Origin of the sequence: Aestuariibaculum sediminum (assembly GCF_014596945.1) — a bacterium.
Taxonomy (GTDB): domain Bacteria; phylum Bacteroidota; class Bacteroidia; order Flavobacteriales; family Flavobacteriaceae; genus Aestuariibaculum; species Aestuariibaculum sediminum.
The window spans coordinates 191,843-208,679 of record NZ_JACVXB010000001.1 but is presented as its reverse complement, the minus strand read 5'-3'; the positions used below and the strand labels follow the sequence as shown (position 1 = coordinate 208,679).

General features: G+C 35.7%; 24 protein-coding genes. 22 read left to right on the top strand and 2 right to left on the bottom strand.

Annotated elements, in window-relative coordinates; all coding sequences use genetic code 11:
* Positions 1-16: 16 nt before the first annotated feature.
* Both ICJ83_RS01010 and ICJ83_RS01005 read right to left on the bottom strand, forming a co-directional pair.
* On the bottom strand, positions 17-3,232 hold the full coding sequence (locus ICJ83_RS01010; protein WP_188228493.1) for a SusC/RagA family TonB-linked outer membrane protein: 3,216 nt from the start codon (positions 3,230-3,232) through the stop codon (positions 17-19).
* Positions 3,233-3,351: 119 nt separating this feature from the next.
* Complete coding sequence (locus ICJ83_RS01005; RefSeq protein WP_317173243.1) at positions 3,352-5,046, bottom strand: POTRA domain-containing protein; 1,695 nt, start codon at positions 5,044-5,046, stop codon at positions 3,352-3,354.
* 178 nt (positions 5,047-5,224) lie between these two features.
* Between ICJ83_RS01005 and rpsL the strand changes: the two genes are divergently transcribed.
* The 22 genes from rpsL (at position 5,225) to rpsE (ending at position 16,837) form a co-directional block, all read left to right on the top strand.
* The gene (gene rpsL, locus ICJ83_RS01000) at positions 5,225-5,599 is read left to right on the top strand and encodes a 30S ribosomal protein S12 (RefSeq protein ID WP_027138488.1); all 375 of its coding nucleotides are present in this window, start codon (positions 5,225-5,227) and stop codon (positions 5,597-5,599) included.
* 22 nt (positions 5,600-5,621) lie between these two features.
* On the top strand, positions 5,622-6,098 hold the full coding sequence (rpsG, locus tag ICJ83_RS00995; protein WP_188228492.1) for a 30S ribosomal protein S7: 477 nt from the start codon (positions 5,622-5,624) through the stop codon (positions 6,096-6,098).
* 6 nt (positions 6,099-6,104) lie between these two features.
* Positions 6,105-8,231, top strand: coding sequence for an elongation factor G (gene fusA, locus ICJ83_RS00990; protein WP_188228491.1), 2,127 nt, complete (start codon positions 6,105-6,107; stop codon positions 8,229-8,231).
* Between the two features lie 11 nt (positions 8,232-8,242).
* Positions 8,243-8,548, top strand: a complete 306-nt coding sequence (gene rpsJ, locus ICJ83_RS00985; RefSeq protein ID WP_188214800.1) for a 30S ribosomal protein S10 — start codon at positions 8,243-8,245, stop codon at positions 8,546-8,548.
* 129 nt (positions 8,549-8,677) lie between these two features.
* Positions 8,678-9,295 (top strand): 50S ribosomal protein L3, encoded by a 618-nt coding sequence (gene rplC / locus ICJ83_RS00980; protein ID WP_188228490.1) that lies wholly within the window; start codon positions 8,678-8,680, stop codon positions 9,293-9,295.
* On the top strand, positions 9,295-9,924 hold the full coding sequence (rplD, locus tag ICJ83_RS00975) for a 50S ribosomal protein L4 (RefSeq protein WP_188228489.1): 630 nt from the start codon (positions 9,295-9,297) through the stop codon (positions 9,922-9,924). Before rplC ends, rplD begins: the two co-directional genes overlap by 1 nt.
* Before the next feature lie 5 nt (positions 9,925-9,929).
* Positions 9,930-10,220, top strand: coding sequence for a 50S ribosomal protein L23 (gene rplW / locus ICJ83_RS00970; RefSeq protein ID WP_188228488.1), 291 nt, complete (start codon positions 9,930-9,932; stop codon positions 10,218-10,220).
* A gap of 10 nt (positions 10,221-10,230) precedes the next feature.
* Positions 10,231-11,055 (top strand): 50S ribosomal protein L2, encoded by an 825-nt coding sequence (rplB, locus tag ICJ83_RS00965; protein WP_188228487.1) that lies wholly within the window; start codon positions 10,231-10,233, stop codon positions 11,053-11,055.
* 3 nt (positions 11,056-11,058) lie between these two features.
* Positions 11,059-11,337, top strand: a complete 279-nt coding sequence (gene rpsS, locus ICJ83_RS00960) for a 30S ribosomal protein S19 (protein ID WP_188223485.1) — start codon at positions 11,059-11,061, stop codon at positions 11,335-11,337.
* A gap of 6 nt (positions 11,338-11,343) precedes the next feature.
* Complete coding sequence (rplV, locus tag ICJ83_RS00955; RefSeq protein WP_188228486.1) at positions 11,344-11,751, top strand: 50S ribosomal protein L22; 408 nt, start codon at positions 11,344-11,346, stop codon at positions 11,749-11,751.
* A 9-nt stretch (positions 11,752-11,760) separates the two neighbouring features.
* Positions 11,761-12,477, top strand: a complete 717-nt coding sequence (gene rpsC, locus ICJ83_RS00950; RefSeq protein WP_188228485.1) for a 30S ribosomal protein S3 — start codon at positions 11,761-11,763, stop codon at positions 12,475-12,477.
* Positions 12,478-12,496: 19 nt separating this feature from the next.
* Positions 12,497-12,916 carry a 50S ribosomal protein L16 gene (gene rplP / locus ICJ83_RS00945; protein ID WP_188223488.1) on the top strand — a complete coding sequence of 140 codons (420 nt, stop codon included), beginning with the start codon at positions 12,497-12,499 and terminating at the stop codon, positions 12,914-12,916.
* 12 nt (positions 12,917-12,928) lie between these two features.
* Entirely contained in the window at positions 12,929-13,120 is a 192-nt protein-coding gene (gene rpmC, locus ICJ83_RS00940; protein WP_092848742.1) for a 50S ribosomal protein L29, read from the top strand.
* Between the two features lie 12 nt (positions 13,121-13,132).
* Positions 13,133-13,390 carry a 30S ribosomal protein S17 gene (gene rpsQ, locus ICJ83_RS00935; protein ID WP_044637136.1) on the top strand — a complete coding sequence of 86 codons (258 nt, stop codon included), beginning with the start codon at positions 13,133-13,135 and terminating at the stop codon, positions 13,388-13,390.
* 2 nt (positions 13,391-13,392) lie between these two features.
* Complete coding sequence (rplN, locus tag ICJ83_RS00930) at positions 13,393-13,761, top strand: 50S ribosomal protein L14 (RefSeq protein ID WP_188223490.1); 369 nt, start codon at positions 13,393-13,395, stop codon at positions 13,759-13,761.
* A gap of 14 nt (positions 13,762-13,775) precedes the next feature.
* Positions 13,776-14,087 carry a 50S ribosomal protein L24 gene (gene rplX, locus ICJ83_RS00925; RefSeq protein WP_188228484.1) on the top strand — a complete coding sequence of 104 codons (312 nt, stop codon included), beginning with the start codon at positions 13,776-13,778 and terminating at the stop codon, positions 14,085-14,087.
* Positions 14,088-14,089: 2 nt separating this feature from the next.
* A complete protein-coding gene (gene rplE, locus ICJ83_RS00920) occupies positions 14,090-14,641 on the top strand; it encodes a 50S ribosomal protein L5 (protein ID WP_188228483.1) in 552 nt (183 codons plus the stop codon).
* Between the two features lie 3 nt (positions 14,642-14,644).
* Positions 14,645-14,914, top strand: coding sequence for a 30S ribosomal protein S14 (gene rpsN / locus ICJ83_RS00915; protein ID WP_019386280.1), 270 nt, complete (start codon positions 14,645-14,647; stop codon positions 14,912-14,914).
* A gap of 72 nt (positions 14,915-14,986) precedes the next feature.
* Complete coding sequence (gene rpsH, locus ICJ83_RS00910; RefSeq protein ID WP_188228482.1) at positions 14,987-15,385, top strand: 30S ribosomal protein S8; 399 nt, start codon at positions 14,987-14,989, stop codon at positions 15,383-15,385.
* A gap of 12 nt (positions 15,386-15,397) precedes the next feature.
* A complete protein-coding gene (rplF, locus tag ICJ83_RS00905) occupies positions 15,398-15,940 on the top strand; it encodes a 50S ribosomal protein L6 (protein WP_188228481.1) in 543 nt (180 codons plus the stop codon).
* A 10-nt stretch (positions 15,941-15,950) separates the two neighbouring features.
* Positions 15,951-16,307 carry a 50S ribosomal protein L18 gene (gene rplR, locus ICJ83_RS00900; protein ID WP_188228480.1) on the top strand — a complete coding sequence of 119 codons (357 nt, stop codon included), beginning with the start codon at positions 15,951-15,953 and terminating at the stop codon, positions 16,305-16,307.
* A 5-nt stretch (positions 16,308-16,312) separates the two neighbouring features.
* Positions 16,313-16,837, top strand: a complete 525-nt coding sequence (rpsE, locus tag ICJ83_RS00895) for a 30S ribosomal protein S5 (RefSeq protein ID WP_188223497.1) — start codon at positions 16,313-16,315, stop codon at positions 16,835-16,837.

The window sequence follows — 16,837 nt, the reverse complement described above, 5'->3', positions numbered from 1 at the left end:
TTCTTAATTTTTTGTTTTAGAATGTGGCTTTTATGCTAAATCCGTATTTTTTCGAGGTAGGAGCAGTCTGGAATTCTAAACCAGCACCGTTACCAACACCTGTACTAATAGTTTCAGGGTCGAAGTTCGTGTATTTAGGAACGTTAGGTGCATTATACCACATGTTTTGTCCTAAAAGTGAAATAGACATGCTGCCAAAAGGTGTACTATCTAATACAGATTTTGGTAAGGCGTACGTTAAAGATACTTCTCTTAATCTAATCACTGAAGCATCATAAATTCCACCATCACTTGGATCAAGAACGTTTAAGAAGTAAATTGAATTGGCGCCAAGTTGAATGTTGTTTGGAATTTGATTTCCGTTGGTATCCAATAATGGTTCTCCAGTTGTAGGATCGCCATAGTATCCTGGAATTATAAAAGTTCCTTCTCTTTTCTCCGTATCTTTTGTAACACCTCTTCTTAATAAGTTTCCAATAGTATTCGAGCTTATATCTCCACCATGAGTATATTCAAGTTGAGCAGATAAGGTTAAACCTTTATAAGAAAATGAGTTGATTGTTGTCATTTTCCAATCTGGGTTTGGATCTCCAATAATCTGATCGTCGAAACCTAAAGCCGAGCTGTCGTATATGTAACCATCATTTGGATTAATTAAATAGTTACCGTTGTCGTCTCTTAATGTGTAGCTACCTTTAATAACACCTAAAGGCTGACCTTCGATAGCATAGTTACCTAAATTAGAGAAACCAGCAATAAATACGTCATCTCCACCGGGTAGTTCAACCACTTTATTTTGCGATGCTGTAAAGATAAAGTTTGAATTCCATCTGAATCCATCACTATTGTTAAACGGATCAAAACCTAATGTAACCTCTATACCTTCGGTCTCAATTCTACCGGCGTTAATAAAAGTTTGGTCGAAACCTGTTGATGGATCTAAGAATTTACGTAAAATTTGATCTTTCGAATCACGCTTATATGCACTTACTTCTAAGTCAATTTTGTTTTTCCACAATTTAGTTTCAATACCTACCTCTATTTCTGAGTGTAACTCTGCTTTTAAATCTGGGTTAGGGAATAATGAACTACTTGAATTGGTATTGATAGTACCTGTTGGCGTTGTAAAATCGGCTGTAGAAAGTACTAATGTTGGTCTGGTTAAATAAGTGCCAGGGAAACCAGCAGATGTACCGTAACCAACGCGTAATTTTAGGAAATTCATGAAATCACCTTTCATACTTGGGAAAACCGATGTCGGTAAAAACGATAAAGCAGCACTAGGATAAAATAATGATCTGTTTGCTTTTTCAATTGTAGAAGACCAATCGTTTCTTCCTGCTAATGTTAAGTATAAGAAGTCTGAATAATCAAAAGATAATGAACCATAAACACCTACAGTGTTCTCAACACTTTTAAAGTCAAGCGAACTACCTAGCGGGTCAGTATTACTTTGAGTGGTAAAGTTGTTGTGGTCGATAAAATCGAAAACAACCTGACCGCTACTTGCTACACCAAATTTTTCATAGGTTTCAGAATTTAAGTTAGCACCTATAGTACCGTTTAAACCAAAATTTTCAGCAATTTGAATATCTTTTAATCCAAAAATTAAACTATGATCCCAAATTGTGTTCGTTCCAGAAGATGTTTTTAAGAATCCGTTTTGAGCTAAAATGCTGCTCACACCACCTTTGTTAATGTAAAATTCTTGTTTTTCTGTATACGTATCGAATCCAACTCTATAGGTTAGATTCACATTGTCACTTATATCAAAAACAGTACTTATAGAGTTATAAAAACGGTTAACGTCAATAGATTCTTTAGAATTGTCAACTAACCATCTAGGGTTTTCCTGATCTGCTCTATAGTAAATATTTCCTCCTGTTACCGGGTCTTGGTATGGTAAACCCATTAAATCGAAGTTTCGAGGAACGAATAAAGTTCTAAAGAAAATCGAAAAGTTTCCAGAACCACTATCGGCTGCTACTGGCGGTGTTGAAAAACTACTAGTTGAGAAGTTAAAGGAGCCATTAATGGTAAACTTATTGCTTAGCTTAATAGAACCTCCAATTCCGAAGTTGTTACGTTTAATTTTATTTCCAGGAACATAACCTTCTTCATCTGTGTCTCCAAAATTAATGTTATACGATACATTTTCTGTGGCTTTTGAAGCATTGATGGATGTAGTTCTACCTAATCCAGCTCTAAAGAAATCTTTAACGTTGTTTTTGAATGGTTGATAGTCTACAAAAACACCTTGATATTCTGGAAAAGAAGATGCAAATTGAGGTTGATTGTAATGGTGACGAACAGTAAGATTCTGATTAAAGTTAGCTCCCCAGTTTCCAACAAAACCAACGTTTTCAGTATTGTCTCCACCTTGTCCATATGTGTTTTGGTAATCAGGTAGGCTAGAAATTTCGTTGAAGAAAACCGACTGATCTACACTTATTTCAAACCCTTTGTCTATTAAATCGGCTGATCCGGTTTTAGTTGTAATTAAAATTACACCATTTCTACCAGCATCACCATATAATACGGTTGCACTTAAACCTTTAAGTACACTCATGCTCTCTATGTTATTAGGGTCTAAGTCTAAGAAACGACTAGAAGCAGAAGATGAACCATTACCTGTAGTTACGTTACTTTCCGCGTTAGTATTTGTGTTGAAAGGAACGCCATTAACTACAAAAAGCGGTTGGTTGTTACCTGTAATAGAAACATTACCACGAATAGAAATGTTAGTACCACTACCTGCCAGACCACTAGTTCCAACAACATTAACACCGGCTACTTTACCATTTAAAACTCTGGCAATGTCTGCCTCAGGTTTACCTTCAACCGATTCCGATTTTAAGGTAGTTACCGAGTATCCTAGGGCTTTTTTCTCTCTTCTAATACCTTGGGCCGTGATAACAACTTCCTCAAGAGCCGCAGCATCTTCTGTAAGTGTTACGTTTATAGTATTAGAAGTACCTACAGTCATCTCAATGGTGGCGTATCCTACAAAGCTAAATACCAAGACATCGCCTTGATTCGCTTCAATAAAATAGTTGCCATCGAAATCGGTAGAGGTACCTGTAGTTGTACCTTTTACTAAGACTGTTGCTCCAGGTAAGGGCAGACCAGAACCGTCTGAAACTGTACCTGAAATTGTCTTTTGTTGTGCATAAGTTAGTTGCACGACAAACGCTAGTATTAGCGTTAGAATTCCACTAAACTTTGTTTTCATTTTATAATTATTTGAATTAGTCGGCACTAAAATCATAATAAAAAGTTAATAAAACAATAATTTTAGGTTAAAATTTAAGGATTTGTAATTGATTTTACGTTTTGAAACCTTGTAATTGTCTAAAAATTAGCATTTAAGCTAATGTGTATTTTGGAGTTCGAAAACTTAAAAGGTGTATTTTCGGTTTTTCCGTTGGCATAGGTAAGTCGGAGTAAGCCTGTTTTTGTAATAATTGCCATGCCAAAACCAAAACTGTATAATTTTTCGTTGCTTTCTGTTATTTTATTTTGGTAATAGGCTAAATCGGTAACCGAATGTATGTATATAGAATTGCTTAGTTGGTAACGGTATTCGGTGTTTAAAACACTAAAAAGTGACGCGTAAATGCTGTTTTCTTCAAACCCGCGAATAGAATTGATTCCGCCAAAGCGCATCAGCTCGTTTTCTAGATAGTTATTAGAGTTTAAAAGGCTGCCTGTAAGTCTTAAATAAATGCAGTTTCTATAGTTGAAATTAAAAATTTTAAATGTTTCTAAATTGAATAACGATTGTTGTTCTTTAGTGTTGTTTTGTGTTCGGTTTCCAAAATTTGTTTCAAGGTAATATTTGGATTGAACAGGAAAAAGTGCAGAGTTCGATTGGGAATTAATAAACTCGTAAGCTATGGTAAAATAATTTGTTCTGTAGTCTGTTAATGTCGATATATTATTCTCCGAAAGTAAATTGTTCGATTCAGTAAAGGTAATGCCACTAAATATTTTGTGTTTAGGGTTAATTTGATAGTGTAATTTGGCTGATTGATTTACTGTGGTAAACGAGGAGTCTTTTCTAAATATTCTAAGCAAAAAATCGAACCCAATTGGCGATTTAAATAAATATGGTAAAGATGTGTTTGCTTCAAAGGTTTGTTGTTCGTTTTCGTCACTTTTGTAAAGAAGTCTTAAGGTTTCACCAAAATTTAAATTATTTATAAGGTTCAAATTTAAATAACCATCAAACTGTAATTTGTTACTATCTTCATTGGTGCCAAATCCAAGAAATCCATCAAAGGTGTTGCTTTTTGTTTTTTCAAGATAAAGATATAAGGTGGTAGAATCTTTAGTGAATAGAACTTCTGGTGGTTTGGTTTCGTTTGTAAATCTTAAATTTTTAAGTCTGGCGGTTTTCTTTTTTATTTCTGAAAGATTAAATGTTCGATTGGTTTTAATTTTAAGGTAATGTTTTAAGTAAGATTCTGGGAATTTCTCATATCCTTTAATTATAATGTTGTCTATGCTGCGTTTTTTAGAATCGGTAAATGTTTTAAGTTCCGCTTGTAAACTAGTTTCATCTCTTACAACAACTTTTGTAAGCCGCAGTTTAGAAAATGGAAATCCGCTTTCTGTTTGGTTTTGGTTAATGTAATTAAGTGTTTTTTCTACGGTAGAAAAATCGATCACAAAATAATCAGGATGTACATGTTGAGATATCTTTTTTAAAATAGATTTGTTGATGTCGCTCTCCTTATAATAAATGTATAAGCGGTGATATTTGTTTTTTAATTGAAAAACTGTTGAAAACGTACTGTCGTTTTCTTTTAAGATATCGTTGTGGGTGTTCTCGATGTAGCCCTGTAGATTTAATTTTTTCTGGATCGAATCTACTTCATTTTTTAAAGCAATGAAATTGGGGTGCTTTTTTAGGTAGTTTAATGAATCGATAACAGAAGTTTCATATTTGGTGCGCCCTGTTATAGTTAAATGTAAATTCTGACTAATCAGCCTGTTAAAGGATGTGAGTATAAAAAGGAATAAAATAATTATTTTTTTTGTCACGGGTGTTAAGGCGAATTAATGGATGTAAATCTATAGTAATTGGTGCACATAAAATATAACGCATAATATTTTTTTAAATTCTATTGAAAATTAATGATTTAGGATTTGAATTATTAAATTAAATTTCTACCTTTGCAGCCCTCTTAAAAGAGGATTGAAAATTTTATATATAATTTATATGCCAACAATTTCACAATTAGTAAGAACAGGAAGAGCCAAAATAACCAAGAAGAGTAAATCGGCTGCTTTAGATTCTTGTCCTCAAAGACGTGGAGTATGTACGCGTGTTTACACTACAACACCTAAAAAACCAAACTCAGCAATGCGTAAAGTTGCAAGGGTAAGGTTAACGAATGGTAATGAGGTGAACGCTTACATCCCAGGTGAAGGTCATAATCTACAAGAGCACTCGATAGTATTGGTTAGAGGTGGAAGGGTAAAAGATTTACCAGGAGTTAGATATCACATCGTTCGTGGTGCTTTAGACACAGCAGGTGTACAAGGTAGAACACAGCGTAGATCTAAGTATGGTGCAAAACGCCCTAAAAAGTAATTTAAAACTTTAAGAAGAAGACATGAGAAAAAGACAAGCGAAAAAAAGACCGCTTTTACCAGATCCACGTTTTAACGATCAGTTAGTAACGCGTTTTGTTAACATGATGATGTGGGATGGAAAGAAGTCTGTAGCTTTTAAAGTGTTCTATGATGCTATTGATATTGTAGAGTCTAAGAAAACTGACGAAGAAAAAACAGCTTTAGAGACTTGGAAAGATGCTTTATCTAATGTGATGCCTCACGTAGAAGTACGTAGCCGTCGTGTTGGAGGTGCTACATTCCAAATTCCAATGCAAATTCGTCCGGATCGTAAAGTATCAACTGCTATGAAATGGTTAATCGGATATGCTCGTAAGCGTAACGAAAAATCTATGGCACAGCGTTTAGCTTCAGAAATTTTAGCAGCAGCTAAAGAAGAAGGAGCGGCAGTTAAGAAAAGAGTTGATACTCATAAAATGGCGGAAGCTAATAAAGCATTCTCTCACTTTAGATTTTAATAAGAAATGGCAAGAGATTTAAAATATACAAGAAATATTGGTATTGCCGCTCATATCGATGCTGGTAAAACAACAACAACAGAGCGTATACTTTACTATACAGGAGTGTCTCACAAAATTGGTGAGGTTCACGATGGTGCAGCAACTATGGACTGGATGGAGCAAGAGCAAGAGCGTGGTATTACTATCACATCTGCAGCAACAACTTGTACATGGAAATTCCCAATGGAGAATGCACAACCATTACCTGATACAATGGATTATCACTTTAATATTATTGATACTCCTGGTCACGTTGACTTTACCGTAGAGGTAAACCGTTCGTTACGTGTGTTAGATGGTTTAGTATTCTTATTTAGTGCTGTTGATGGTGTAGAGCCACAATCTGAAACTAACTGGAGACTTGCTGATAACTACAAAGTACCACGTATTGGTTTTGTTAACAAGATGGATCGTCAAGGGTCTAACTTTTTAGCAGTGTGTCAACAAGTAAAAGATATGTTAAAATCAAATGCAGTGCCAATCGTTTTAAACATTGGTGATGAGGCTGATTTTAAAGGTATCGTTGATTTAGTTAAAAACAGAGCAGTAGTATGGCATGACGAAACTCAAGGGGCAACTTTTGATGTTGTTGACATTCCAGAAGATATGAAAGAAGAAGCGCGTAAATATCGTGCGCTTTTAATCGAAGAAGTTGCTACATACGATGAGAACTTATTAGAGAAATTCATGGAAGATGAAGATTCTATTACTGAAGACGAAGTGCACGCTGCACTTAGAGCTGCTGTAATGGATATGGCTATCATTCCAATGATTTGTGGTTCTTCATTTAAAAATAAAGGAGTACAATTCTTATTAGATGCTGTATGTCGTTATTTACCTTCTCCAATCGATAGAGATAGTGTAGTAGGAACAAACCCTAATACAGGAGAAGAAGAAAGACGTAAGCCATCTGTAGATGAGCCATTCGCAGCTTTAGCATTTAAAATTGCTACCGATCCTTTCGTAGGACGTTTAGCATTCTTCCGTGCTTATTCAGGTCGTTTGGATGCAGGTTCTTACATTTTAAATAACCGTTCAGGTAAAAAAGAGCGTATCTCTCGAATTTACCAAATGCACTCTAATAAACAAAATGCTATCGAATATATTGAAGCAGGTGATATTGGAGCAGCAGTAGGGTTTAAAGATATCAAGACTGGTGATACGATGTCTGCAGAAAAAGCACCAATCGTATTAGAATCAATGGAATTCCCAGATCCGGTAATTGGTATCGCAGTAGAGCCTAAAACTAAGGCAGACGTAGATAAAATGGGTATGGCTTTAGCAAAATTAGCTGAAGAAGATCCAACATTTACAGCAAGAACAGACGAAGCTTCAGGACAGACTATTATTTCTGGAATGGGTGAGCTTCACTTAGATATTATTGTAGACCGTCTTAAACGTGAGTTCAAGGTTGAAGTAAACCAAGGACAACCTCAGGTAGAGTACAAAGAAGCTGTTACAGCAAGTGCTCAACACAGAGAAACATATAAGAAACAGTCTGGTGGTCGTGGTAAATTCGCAGATATCGTATTTACTTTAGAGCCGGCTGAAGAAGGTAAGACAGGTTTAGAATTCGTTTCAGAAATTAAAGGTGGTAACGTTCCTAAAGAATTTATCCCTTCAATTGAGAAAGGATTCAAAGAAGCTATGAAGAATGGTCCGTTAGCAGGATACGAAGTTGATGCTATGAAAGTGACATTAACCGATGGTTCTTACCACGATGTGGATTCGGATCAATTATCATTCGAATTAGCTGCGAAATTAGGATTTAAAGCTGCTGCAAAAGCTGCGAAGGCGGTAATCATGGAGCCAATGATGAAGCTGGAGGTTATTACTCCAGAAGAAAACATGGGTGACATTGTAGGAGATTTAAATAGAAGAAGAGGTCAAGTAAGTGACATGAGTGATAGAGCAGGTGCTAAAGTTGTAAAAGCTATTGTGCCGTTATCAGAAATGTTTGGATATGTAACAACATTAAGAACATTATCTTCTGGTCGTGCTACATCTACTATGGAATTCTCACACTACGATGAAACTCCTTCAAATATCGCTGAAGAAGTAATCAAAGCAGCTAAAGGAGTTGAAGCTTAAAATCTAAGAAAATGAGTCAAAAAATTAGAATAAAATTAAAGTCATACGATCATAACTTAGTAGACAAGTCTGCTGATAAGATTGTAAAAACAGTAAAAAATACTGGAGCTGTAGTAACTGGACCAATTCCATTACCTACAAACAAAAAGATCTTTACTGTTTTACGTTCTCCACACGTAAACAAGAAGTCAAGAGAGCAGTTTCAATTAAGCTCTTACAAGAGATTAATGGATATCTACTCTTCGTCTTCTAAAACAATTGATGCTTTAATGAAACTTGAATTACCAAGTGGTGTTGAAGTAGAGATTAAAGTTTAAGTAGAACAAACGACATGTCCTTAACGACTGGTTAAGGAAAAACGGATAAAATACAATTCAAGGCTGAAACGTATTTTTGGCCTTGAGTTTTTTTAATAACAAATAGTAATAATTAATAAATAATTTAATATGTCTGGGTTAATTGGAAAAAAAATCGGTATGACCAGCATTTTCGATGAAAATGGGAAAAACATTCCTTGTACAGTAATCGAAGCAGGTCCATGTATCGTTACCCAAGTCAGAACCATTGAAGTAGACGGCTATGAGGCTGTTCAATTAGGTTTCGATGACGCGACAGAGAAAAGCGCAACTAAAGCTGACCTTGGTCACGCTAAGAAAGCGGGAACTACTGTAAAGCGTAAAACCGTTGAATTTAAAGGTTTTGATGAGGAGTACAAATTAGGTGATGCAATCACAGTAGATCACTTTATCGAAGGAGAGTTTGTTGATATTTCAGGAACATCTAAAGGTAAAGGATTCCAAGGCGTTGTTAAACGTCACGGTTTTGGTGGTGTAGGTCAAGCGACGCACGGTCAACATAACCGTTTAAGAGCTCCAGGTTCTATTGGTGCAGCTTCATATCCTGCAAGAGTATTTAAAGGAATGAAAATGGCCGGACGAATGGGGAACGATCAAGTGAAAGTTGAAAATTTAAGAGTTTTAAAAGTAGTTCCAGAAAAGAATTTACTTGTTGTTAAAGGATGTGTTCCTGGACACAAAAACGCTTATGTAATTATTAGAAAGTAATGGAAGTAGCAGTTTTAGATATAAACGGAAAAGATACTGGAAGAAAGGCAAACCTTTCTAACGAAGTATTTGCTATTGAGCCTAATAATCATGCAGTATACTTGGATGTTAAGCAATACTTAGCAAACCAAAGACAAGGAACTCACAAATCGAAAGAAAGAGGTGAGATCGCAGGAAGTACTCGTAAGATTAAAAAGCAAAAAGGAACAGGTACTGCCAGAGCAGGTAGTATTAAGTCTGGAGTTTTTAAAGGTGGAGGTCGTATGTTCGGTCCAAGACCAAGAAACTATAGCTTCAAACTTAATAAGAACGTAAAACGTTTAGCACGTAAATCGGCATTAAGTATTAAAGCAGGAGAGCAATCGGTAGTTGTATTAGAAGATTTCAACTTTGAAACTCCAAAAACTAAGAACTTCACAGCAGTGCTAAAAGCCTTAAACTTAGAGAATAAAAAATCTTTATTTGTGTTGGGTGCCTCAAATAATAATGTATATTTGTCGTCACGCAATTTAAAAGGCTCTGAGGTTGTAACTGCTTCAGAATTAAACACTTACAAGATCTTAAATGCGAATCAAGTAGTTGTTTTAGAAGGTGCGTTAGAAGGAATTGAAACAAATTTAAGTAAATAGAAACCATGAGTATCTTAATTAAACCTATAATCACAGAGAAAGCGACTGCAGATAGCGAGTTAAGAAACTGCTATACTTTCGCGGTGAACACAAAGGCGAACAAGGTAGAAATCAAGAAAGCAGTAGAAGCTGTTTACGGTGTTTCTGTTGAAAAAGTTCGTACTATAAATGTCCGTCCAGAAAGAAGAACTCGTTATACAAAAACAGGTCTTCAACATGGTAAAACAAATGCTGTTAAAAAGGCAATTGTACAACTGGCGGAAGGTGAAATGATTGATTTATACAGTAACATGTAATTAGACAAAAATGTCAGTAAGAAAATTAAAACCAATCACACCAGGACAGCGTTTTAGAGTAGTAAACGGTTATGACGCCATTACTACTGATAAGCCGGAGAAAAGTTTATTAGCTCCGAAAAAAAGGTCTGGTGGTAGAAACAGTCAAGGAAAAATGACCATGCGCTATATCGGTGGAGGTCATAAGAAGAAGTATCGTATTATCGATTTTAAACGTAACAAAGCAGGAATTCCAGCCGAGGTTAAATCTATCGAGTACGATCCAAACAGAACCGCTTTTATCGCATTATTGAATTATCAAGATGGCGAGAAGAGATATATCATTGCTCAAAATGGTTTACAAGTAGGTCAAACCGTAGTTTCGGGAGATAAAGTAGCTCCAGAAATTGGAAATGCAATGCCATTAAGTCAAATTCCGTTAGGAACAATTATTTCTTGTATCGAGTTACGTCCAGGTCAGGGAGCTGTTATGGCTCGTAGTGCTGGTGCTTTTGCGCAGTTAATGGCAAGAGATGGTAAGTTTGCATCAGTAAAATTACCTTCAGGCGAAACAAGATTAATTTTAGTTAACTGTTTAGCAACTATTGGAGCAGTATCTAACTCTGATCACCAGTTATTAGTTGGTGGTAAAGCAGGTAGAACAAGATGGTTAGGAAGAAGACCACGTACTAGACCAGTAGTAATGAACCCGGTTGATCACCCAATGGGTGGTGGTGAAGGACGTGCTTCAGGTGGACACCCACGTTCTAGAAATGGCGTTCCGGCTAAGGGTTACAGAACGCGTTCTAAAAAGAACCCAACGAATAAGTATATTGTAGAACGTAGAAAGAAATAAGACATGGCAAGATCATTAAAAAAAGGACCTTACGTTCATTATAAATTAGAAAGAAAAGTAGCTGCTAACGTTGAGTCTGGTAAGAAAACAGTAATTAAAACCTGGTCTAGAGCCAGTATGATTACTCCAGATTTCGTAGGACAAACAATTGCAGTACACAATGGCCGTCAATTTGTGCCAGTATATGTTACTGAAAACATGGTAGGTCATAAATTAGGAGAATTTTCACCAACACGTTCATTCCGTGGACATGCAGGTGCTAAAAACAAAGGTAAAAAGTAGTAAGCAATGGGAAGTCGTAAAAAACAAATGGCAGACGCTATTAAGGAAGAGAAAAAGCATATCGCTTTCGCAAAACTTAATAATTGTCCTACGTCACCAAGAAAAATGCGCTTAGTAGCCGATTTAGTAAGAGGTGAAAAAGTTGAGCAAGCACTAAACATATTAAAATTTAGTCAGAAAGAAGCTTCTGGTCGTTTAGAGAAATTGTTATTGTCTGCAATTGCAAACTGGCAAGCTAAGAACGAAGATGCAAGCATCGAAGACGCTGAATTATTTGTAAAAGAGATTAGAGTTGACGGAGGATCTATGTTAAAAAGATTACGTCCAGCACCTCAAGGTCGTGCACACAGAATTAGAAAACGTTCTAACCACGTAACAATCGTTGTTGGAGCTAACAATAACACACAAAGCTAAGATAGAAGTATGGGACAAAAAACAAATCCAATCGGAAATCGCTTAGGAATTATCAGAGGATGGGAATCTAACTGGTACGGTGGTAATGACTACGGAGATAAGCTTGCCGAAGATGATAAAATTAGAAAATACGTTCACGCACGTTTATCTAAAGCTAGTGTAAGTAGAGTAATTATCGAGCGTACTCTTAAACTTGTAACCGTTACTATCACTACCGCCAGACCGGGTATTATTATCGGTAAAGGTGGTCAAGAGGTAGACAAGTTAAAAGAAGAGCTTAAGAAAATTACTGGTAAAGAAGTTCAGATTAACATCTTTGAAATTAAAAGACCTGAACTAGACGCATTTTTAGTAGCATCAAGTATTGCTCGCCAAATTGAAAACAGAATTTCGTACCGTCGTGCAATAAAAATGGCTATCGCTGCTACTATGCGTATGAATGCTGAAGGAATTAAAATCGAAATTAGTGGACGTTTAAACGGTGCTGAAATGGCACGTTCTGAGCACTACAAAGAAGGTCGTATTCCTTTATCAACTTTTAGAGCCGATATTGATTATGCTTTAGTTGAGGCACACACTACTTATGGTAGATTGGGTGTTAAAGTATGGATCATGAAAGGTGAAGTATATGGTAAAAGAGAGCTTTCTCCGCTTGTTGGTTTATCTAAGAAGCAAGGAAAAGGTGGAGCAGGACGTGGTAATTCAAAGTCTCGTCGTAGAAAGTAATTTTTTAAAGTAAAGAAAAATGTTACAGCCTAAAAGAACAAAATTTCGTAAGCAACAAAAAGGACGTATGAAAGGTCTTTCTCAAAGAGGACACCAACTTTCAAACGGAACTTTTGGAATAAAAGCATTAGACGCTGTGTTTATCACGTCTCGTCAAATAGAAGCTGCACGTATTGCTGCAACCCGTTACATGAAAAGAGAGGGGCAACTGTGGATTAAAATTTTCCCAGATAAGCCAATCACTAAAAAACCTTTAGAGGTACGTATGGGTAAAGGTAAAGGTGCCGTAGAATATTGGGTAGCCGTGGTAAAACCAGGAAGAGTATTATTTGAAATTGGAGGTGTGCCTTTAGAAGTAGCGCAAGAAGCGTTACGTTTAGCAGCACAAAAACTTCCGGTTAAAACTAAGTTTTTAATCGCTCGCGATTACGAAGCATAATAATTTAAGATGATGAAACAATCAGAAATTAAAGAATTATCAGTAGCCGAGTTACAAGAGAAACTTGGTGAAACAAAAAAGAGTTATTCAGACCTAAAATTAGCTCATGCAATATCTCCTTTAGAGAATCCAATTCAATTACGTTCATTAAGAAGAACCGTAGCTAGAATTGCGACCGAATTAACTAAAAGAGAATTACAATAATTCTGCTAAAAGATGGAAACAAGAAATTTAAGAAAAGAACGTATAGGAGTTGTTACTAGTAACAAAATGCAGAAATCTATTGTGGTTTCTGAAGTTAAAAAAGTAAAACACCCTATGTATGGTAAGTTCGTGTTAAAAACGAAAAAATACGTTGCACACGACGAAACAAACGATTGTAACATTGGAGATACTGTAAGGATTATGGAAACTCGTCCGTTAAGTAAATCTAAATGTTGGAGATTAGTTGAAATCATAGAAAGAGCTAAATAATTATGGTACAGCAAGAATCAAGATTAAAAGTAGCAGACAACACTGGAGCTAAAGAAGTTTTAGTAATCCGTGTTTTAGGTGGTACAAAAAGAAGATATGCTTCTGTTGGAGATAAAATAGTAGTTTCTGTAAAAGATGCTACTCCAAACGGAAACGTAAAAAAGAAAGCAGTTTCAACTGCGGTTGTTGTACGTACTAAGAAAGAAGTAAGAAGACCAGACGGATCTTATATTAGATTCGACGATAACGCTTGTGTATTATTAAACCCAGCGGGTGAGATGAGAGGTACACGTGTATTCGGTCCTGTTGCTAGAGAGCTTCGTGATAAACAATTCATGAAAATTGTATCATTAGCACCAGAAGTGCTTTAATACATTAAATTAAGATGACAAAGCTTAAAATAAAAACTGGAGATACTGTAAAAGTAATTGCTGGAGATCACAAAGGATCTGAAGGTAAAGTACAAAAAGTATTAAAAGACAAGAACAAAGCGATCGTTGAGGGGGTTAACTTGGTTAAGAAACATACTAAACCAAGTGCCCAAAATCCTCAAGGTGGTATCGTTGAAAAGGAAGCTCCTATTCATATCTCAAACTTATCAGTGTTAACTTCTAAAGGAGAAACAACACGTATAGGATATAGAGTAGAGGGAGATAAAAAAGTAAGATTTTCTAAAAAATCTAATGAAGTATTATAGTTATGGCATATTCACCTAGACTTAAAGAAGAGTATAAAAGCAGAGTAATTGCAGCTCTTACAGAAGAATTTGGATATAATAATGTAATGCAGGTACCAAAACTACAAAAGATAGTAATATCTAAAGGTGTTGGAGCTGCAGTTGCAGACAAAAAGTTAATTGACTACGCAGTAGAAGAGTTAACTACTATATCTGGACAAAAAGCGGTAGCAACAATGTCTAAAAAAGACGTTGCAACGTTTAAATTACGTAAAGGCATGCCAATTGGAGCTAAAGTAACTTTACGTGGCGAGAGAATGTACGAGTTTTTAGATCGTTTAGTAACATCTGCCTTACCTCGAGTAAGAGATTTTAACGGTATTAAAGCTACAGGATTTGACGGACGTGGTAACTACAACTTAGGAATCACCGAGCAAATCATCTTTCCAGAGATAAATATTGATAAAGTTAATAGAATCTCAGGAATGGATATTACATTTGTAACTTCGGCTGAAACCGATAAAGAAGCAAAATCATTATTAACCGAATTAGGATTACCTTTTAAAAAGAACTAAGTTATGGCTAAAGAATCAATGAAAGCCCGCGAGGTAAAAAGAGCAAAAACAGTAGCTAAATATGCTGAAAAACGCAAAGCTTTAAAAGAAGCTGGCGATTACGAAGCATTACAAAAGTTGCCAAAAAATGCTTCTCCAATTCGTCAACATAATAGATGTAAATTAACAGGAAGACCTAGAGGTTACATGAGAACGTTTGGAATTTCACGTGTTACTTTTAGAGAGATGGCCAACCAAGGTCTTATTCCTGGTGTTAAAAAAGCAAGTTGGTAATATTATTTTAAATAATCAGATTTAAGGTTCGGCTACCAACGCCGAAAACCAAAATCGCAAAATCAATTCATTATGTACACAGATCCAATAGCGGATTATTTGACAAGAATTAGAAATGCAGTGCGTGCAAACCACAGAGTGGTAGAAATCCCTGCGTCTAATTTAAAGAAAGACATCACTAAAATATTATTCGAACAAGGATATATTTTAAGTTACAAATTCGATGACTCTACAGTACAAGGAACAATTAAAATTGCTCTTAAGTACAATAAAGAGACCAAAGAATCTGTAATCAAGAAGATTGAAAGAGTAAGTAAACCAGGTTTACGTAAGTATGCAAGTTCAAAAGAACTTCCTAGAGTTCTTAATGGTCTTGGTATTGCCATCGTTTCTACGTCGCACGGCGTAATGACAGGTAAACAAGCCAAAAGAGACAATGTAGGTGGAGAAGTTTTATGTTACGTTTACTAAAAATATAAAGATATGTCAAGAATAGGTAATAACCCAGTAGTAATTCCAAACGGCGTTACAGTTGATGTAAAGGACAACGTAATAACAGTAAAAGGAAAGTTAGGAGAATTAACTCAAACTTTTGAATCTGTAGATGTTAAAGTTGAAGATGCTAATGTTATTGTAACACGTTCTGCTGATTCTAAGGATGAAAAAGCTAAACATGGTCTTTATAGAGCTTTAGTAAACAACATGATTAAAGGTGTTTCTGAAGGATGGACTAAACAGTTAGAATTAGTAGGTGTAGGATACAGAGCAAGCAACCAAGGTAATAAACTTGAATTAGCTTTAGGTTTTTCTCATGCTATAGTAATGGACTTAGCTCCAGAAATTAAGGTTGAAACAGTATCTGAAAAAGGGAAGAACCCAATTGTTAAATTAACGTCACACGACAAACAACTTGTTGGACAAGTAGCTGCGAAAATTCGCGGATTTAGAAAACCAGAACCTTACAAAGGAAAAGGTATCAAGTTTGTTGGTGAAGTTTTAAGAAGAAAAGCAGGTAAATCAGCTTAATAATTAAGTTATGGCATTGACAAAACACAAAAGAAGAATTAGAATTAAAAACAGAATTCGTAAAATTGTTTCTGGTACAGAAGCAAGACCAAGATTAACTGTTTTTAGAAGTAATAAAGAAATTTATGCTCAAGTGGTAGATGACGTAACTGGTAAAACTATCAGTGCAGCATCTTCAAGAGACAAAGATATTAGTTCTGTAAAAGCTACTAAAGTAGAATTAGCTAAGTTAGTAGGTAAAACAGTTGCTGAAAGAGCTATGAAAGCTGGTGTAGAAACTATCGCTTTTGATAGAGGTGGATATTTATACCATGGTAGAGTAAAATCGTTAGCTGAAGGAGCTAGAGAAGCAGGACTTAAATTCTAAAAATTATGTTTCAAAAATATAAAAGCGCAGAGTTAGTAAAACCAGGTGGATTAGATCTTAAAGATCGTTTAGTTGGTGTACAAAGAGTTACCAAAGTAACTAAAGGAGGTAGAGCATTTGGTTTTTCAGCAATCGTAGTTGTTGGTGATGAAGCTGGTGTTGTAGGTCAAGGTTTAGGAAAATCTAAAGACGTTGCAACAGCAATCGCTAAAGCAGTAGAAGATGCAAAGAAAAATTTAGTGAGAATTCCTTTAAAAGGAAAAACATTACCTCACGAGCAAAAAGGTAAATTCGGTGGAGCACGAGTAAACATCATGCCAGCTGCAGAAGGTACCGGAGTTATTGCTGGTGGTGCAGTTAGAACTGTACTTGAGGCGGTTGGTGTACACGATGTATTATCAAAATCTCAAGGATCATCTAACCCTCATAACGTAGTAAAGGCAACTTTCGATGCTTTATTACAATTAAGAGACGCTAACGCAATTGCTAGAGATAGAGGTATTTCACTTGAACAAGTTTTTAAAGCTTAA

Bases quoted from the DNA above. Each gene is read 5' to 3' on its own strand.
- rpmC (WP_092848742.1), top strand. From the start codon at position 12,929: ATGAAACAATCAGAAATTAAAGAATTATCAGTAGCCGAGTTACAAGAG.
- rpsN (WP_019386280.1), top strand. From the start codon at position 14,645: ATGGCTAAAGAATCAATGAAAGCCCGCGAGGTAAAAAGAGCAAAAACA.
- rpsC (WP_188228485.1), top strand. From the start codon at position 11,761: ATGGGACAAAAAACAAATCCAATCGGAAATCGCTTAGGAATTATCAGA.
- rplN (WP_188223490.1), top strand. From the start codon at position 13,393: ATGGTACAGCAAGAATCAAGATTAAAAGTAGCAGACAACACTGGAGCT.
- rpsJ (WP_188214800.1), top strand. From the start codon at position 8,243: ATGAGTCAAAAAATTAGAATAAAATTAAAGTCATACGATCATAACTTA.
- rplD (WP_188228489.1), top strand. From the start codon at position 9,295: ATGGAAGTAGCAGTTTTAGATATAAACGGAAAAGATACTGGAAGAAAG.
- rpsS (WP_188223485.1), top strand. From the start codon at position 11,059: ATGGCAAGATCATTAAAAAAAGGACCTTACGTTCATTATAAATTAGAA.
- rplV (WP_188228486.1), top strand. From the start codon at position 11,344: ATGGGAAGTCGTAAAAAACAAATGGCAGACGCTATTAAGGAAGAGAAA.
- rpsH (WP_188228482.1), top strand. From the start codon at position 14,987: ATGTACACAGATCCAATAGCGGATTATTTGACAAGAATTAGAAATGCA.
- rpsE (WP_188223497.1), top strand. From the start codon at position 16,313: ATGTTTCAAAAATATAAAAGCGCAGAGTTAGTAAAACCAGGTGGATTA.
- fusA (WP_188228491.1), top strand. From the start codon at position 6,105: ATGGCAAGAGATTTAAAATATACAAGAAATATTGGTATTGCCGCTCAT.
- rpsG (WP_188228492.1), top strand. From the start codon at position 5,622: ATGAGAAAAAGACAAGCGAAAAAAAGACCGCTTTTACCAGATCCACGT.
- rplX (WP_188228484.1), top strand. From the start codon at position 13,776: ATGACAAAGCTTAAAATAAAAACTGGAGATACTGTAAAAGTAATTGCT.
- rplC (WP_188228490.1), top strand. From the start codon at position 8,678: ATGTCTGGGTTAATTGGAAAAAAAATCGGTATGACCAGCATTTTCGAT.
- rplP (WP_188223488.1), top strand. From the start codon at position 12,497: ATGTTACAGCCTAAAAGAACAAAATTTCGTAAGCAACAAAAAGGACGT.
- rplR (WP_188228480.1), top strand. From the start codon at position 15,951: ATGGCATTGACAAAACACAAAAGAAGAATTAGAATTAAAAACAGAATT.
- rplB (WP_188228487.1), top strand. From the start codon at position 10,231: ATGTCAGTAAGAAAATTAAAACCAATCACACCAGGACAGCGTTTTAGA.
- rplE (WP_188228483.1), top strand. From the start codon at position 14,090: ATGGCATATTCACCTAGACTTAAAGAAGAGTATAAAAGCAGAGTAATT.
- ICJ83_RS01010 (WP_188228493.1), bottom strand. From the start codon at position 3,232: ATGAAAACAAAGTTTAGTGGAATTCTAACGCTAATACTAGCGTTTGTC.
- rpsL (WP_027138488.1), top strand. From the start codon at position 5,225: ATGCCAACAATTTCACAATTAGTAAGAACAGGAAGAGCCAAAATAACC.
- rpsQ (WP_044637136.1), top strand. From the start codon at position 13,133: ATGGAAACAAGAAATTTAAGAAAAGAACGTATAGGAGTTGTTACTAGT.
- rplF (WP_188228481.1), top strand. From the start codon at position 15,398: ATGTCAAGAATAGGTAATAACCCAGTAGTAATTCCAAACGGCGTTACA.
- rplW (WP_188228488.1), top strand. From the start codon at position 9,930: ATGAGTATCTTAATTAAACCTATAATCACAGAGAAAGCGACTGCAGAT.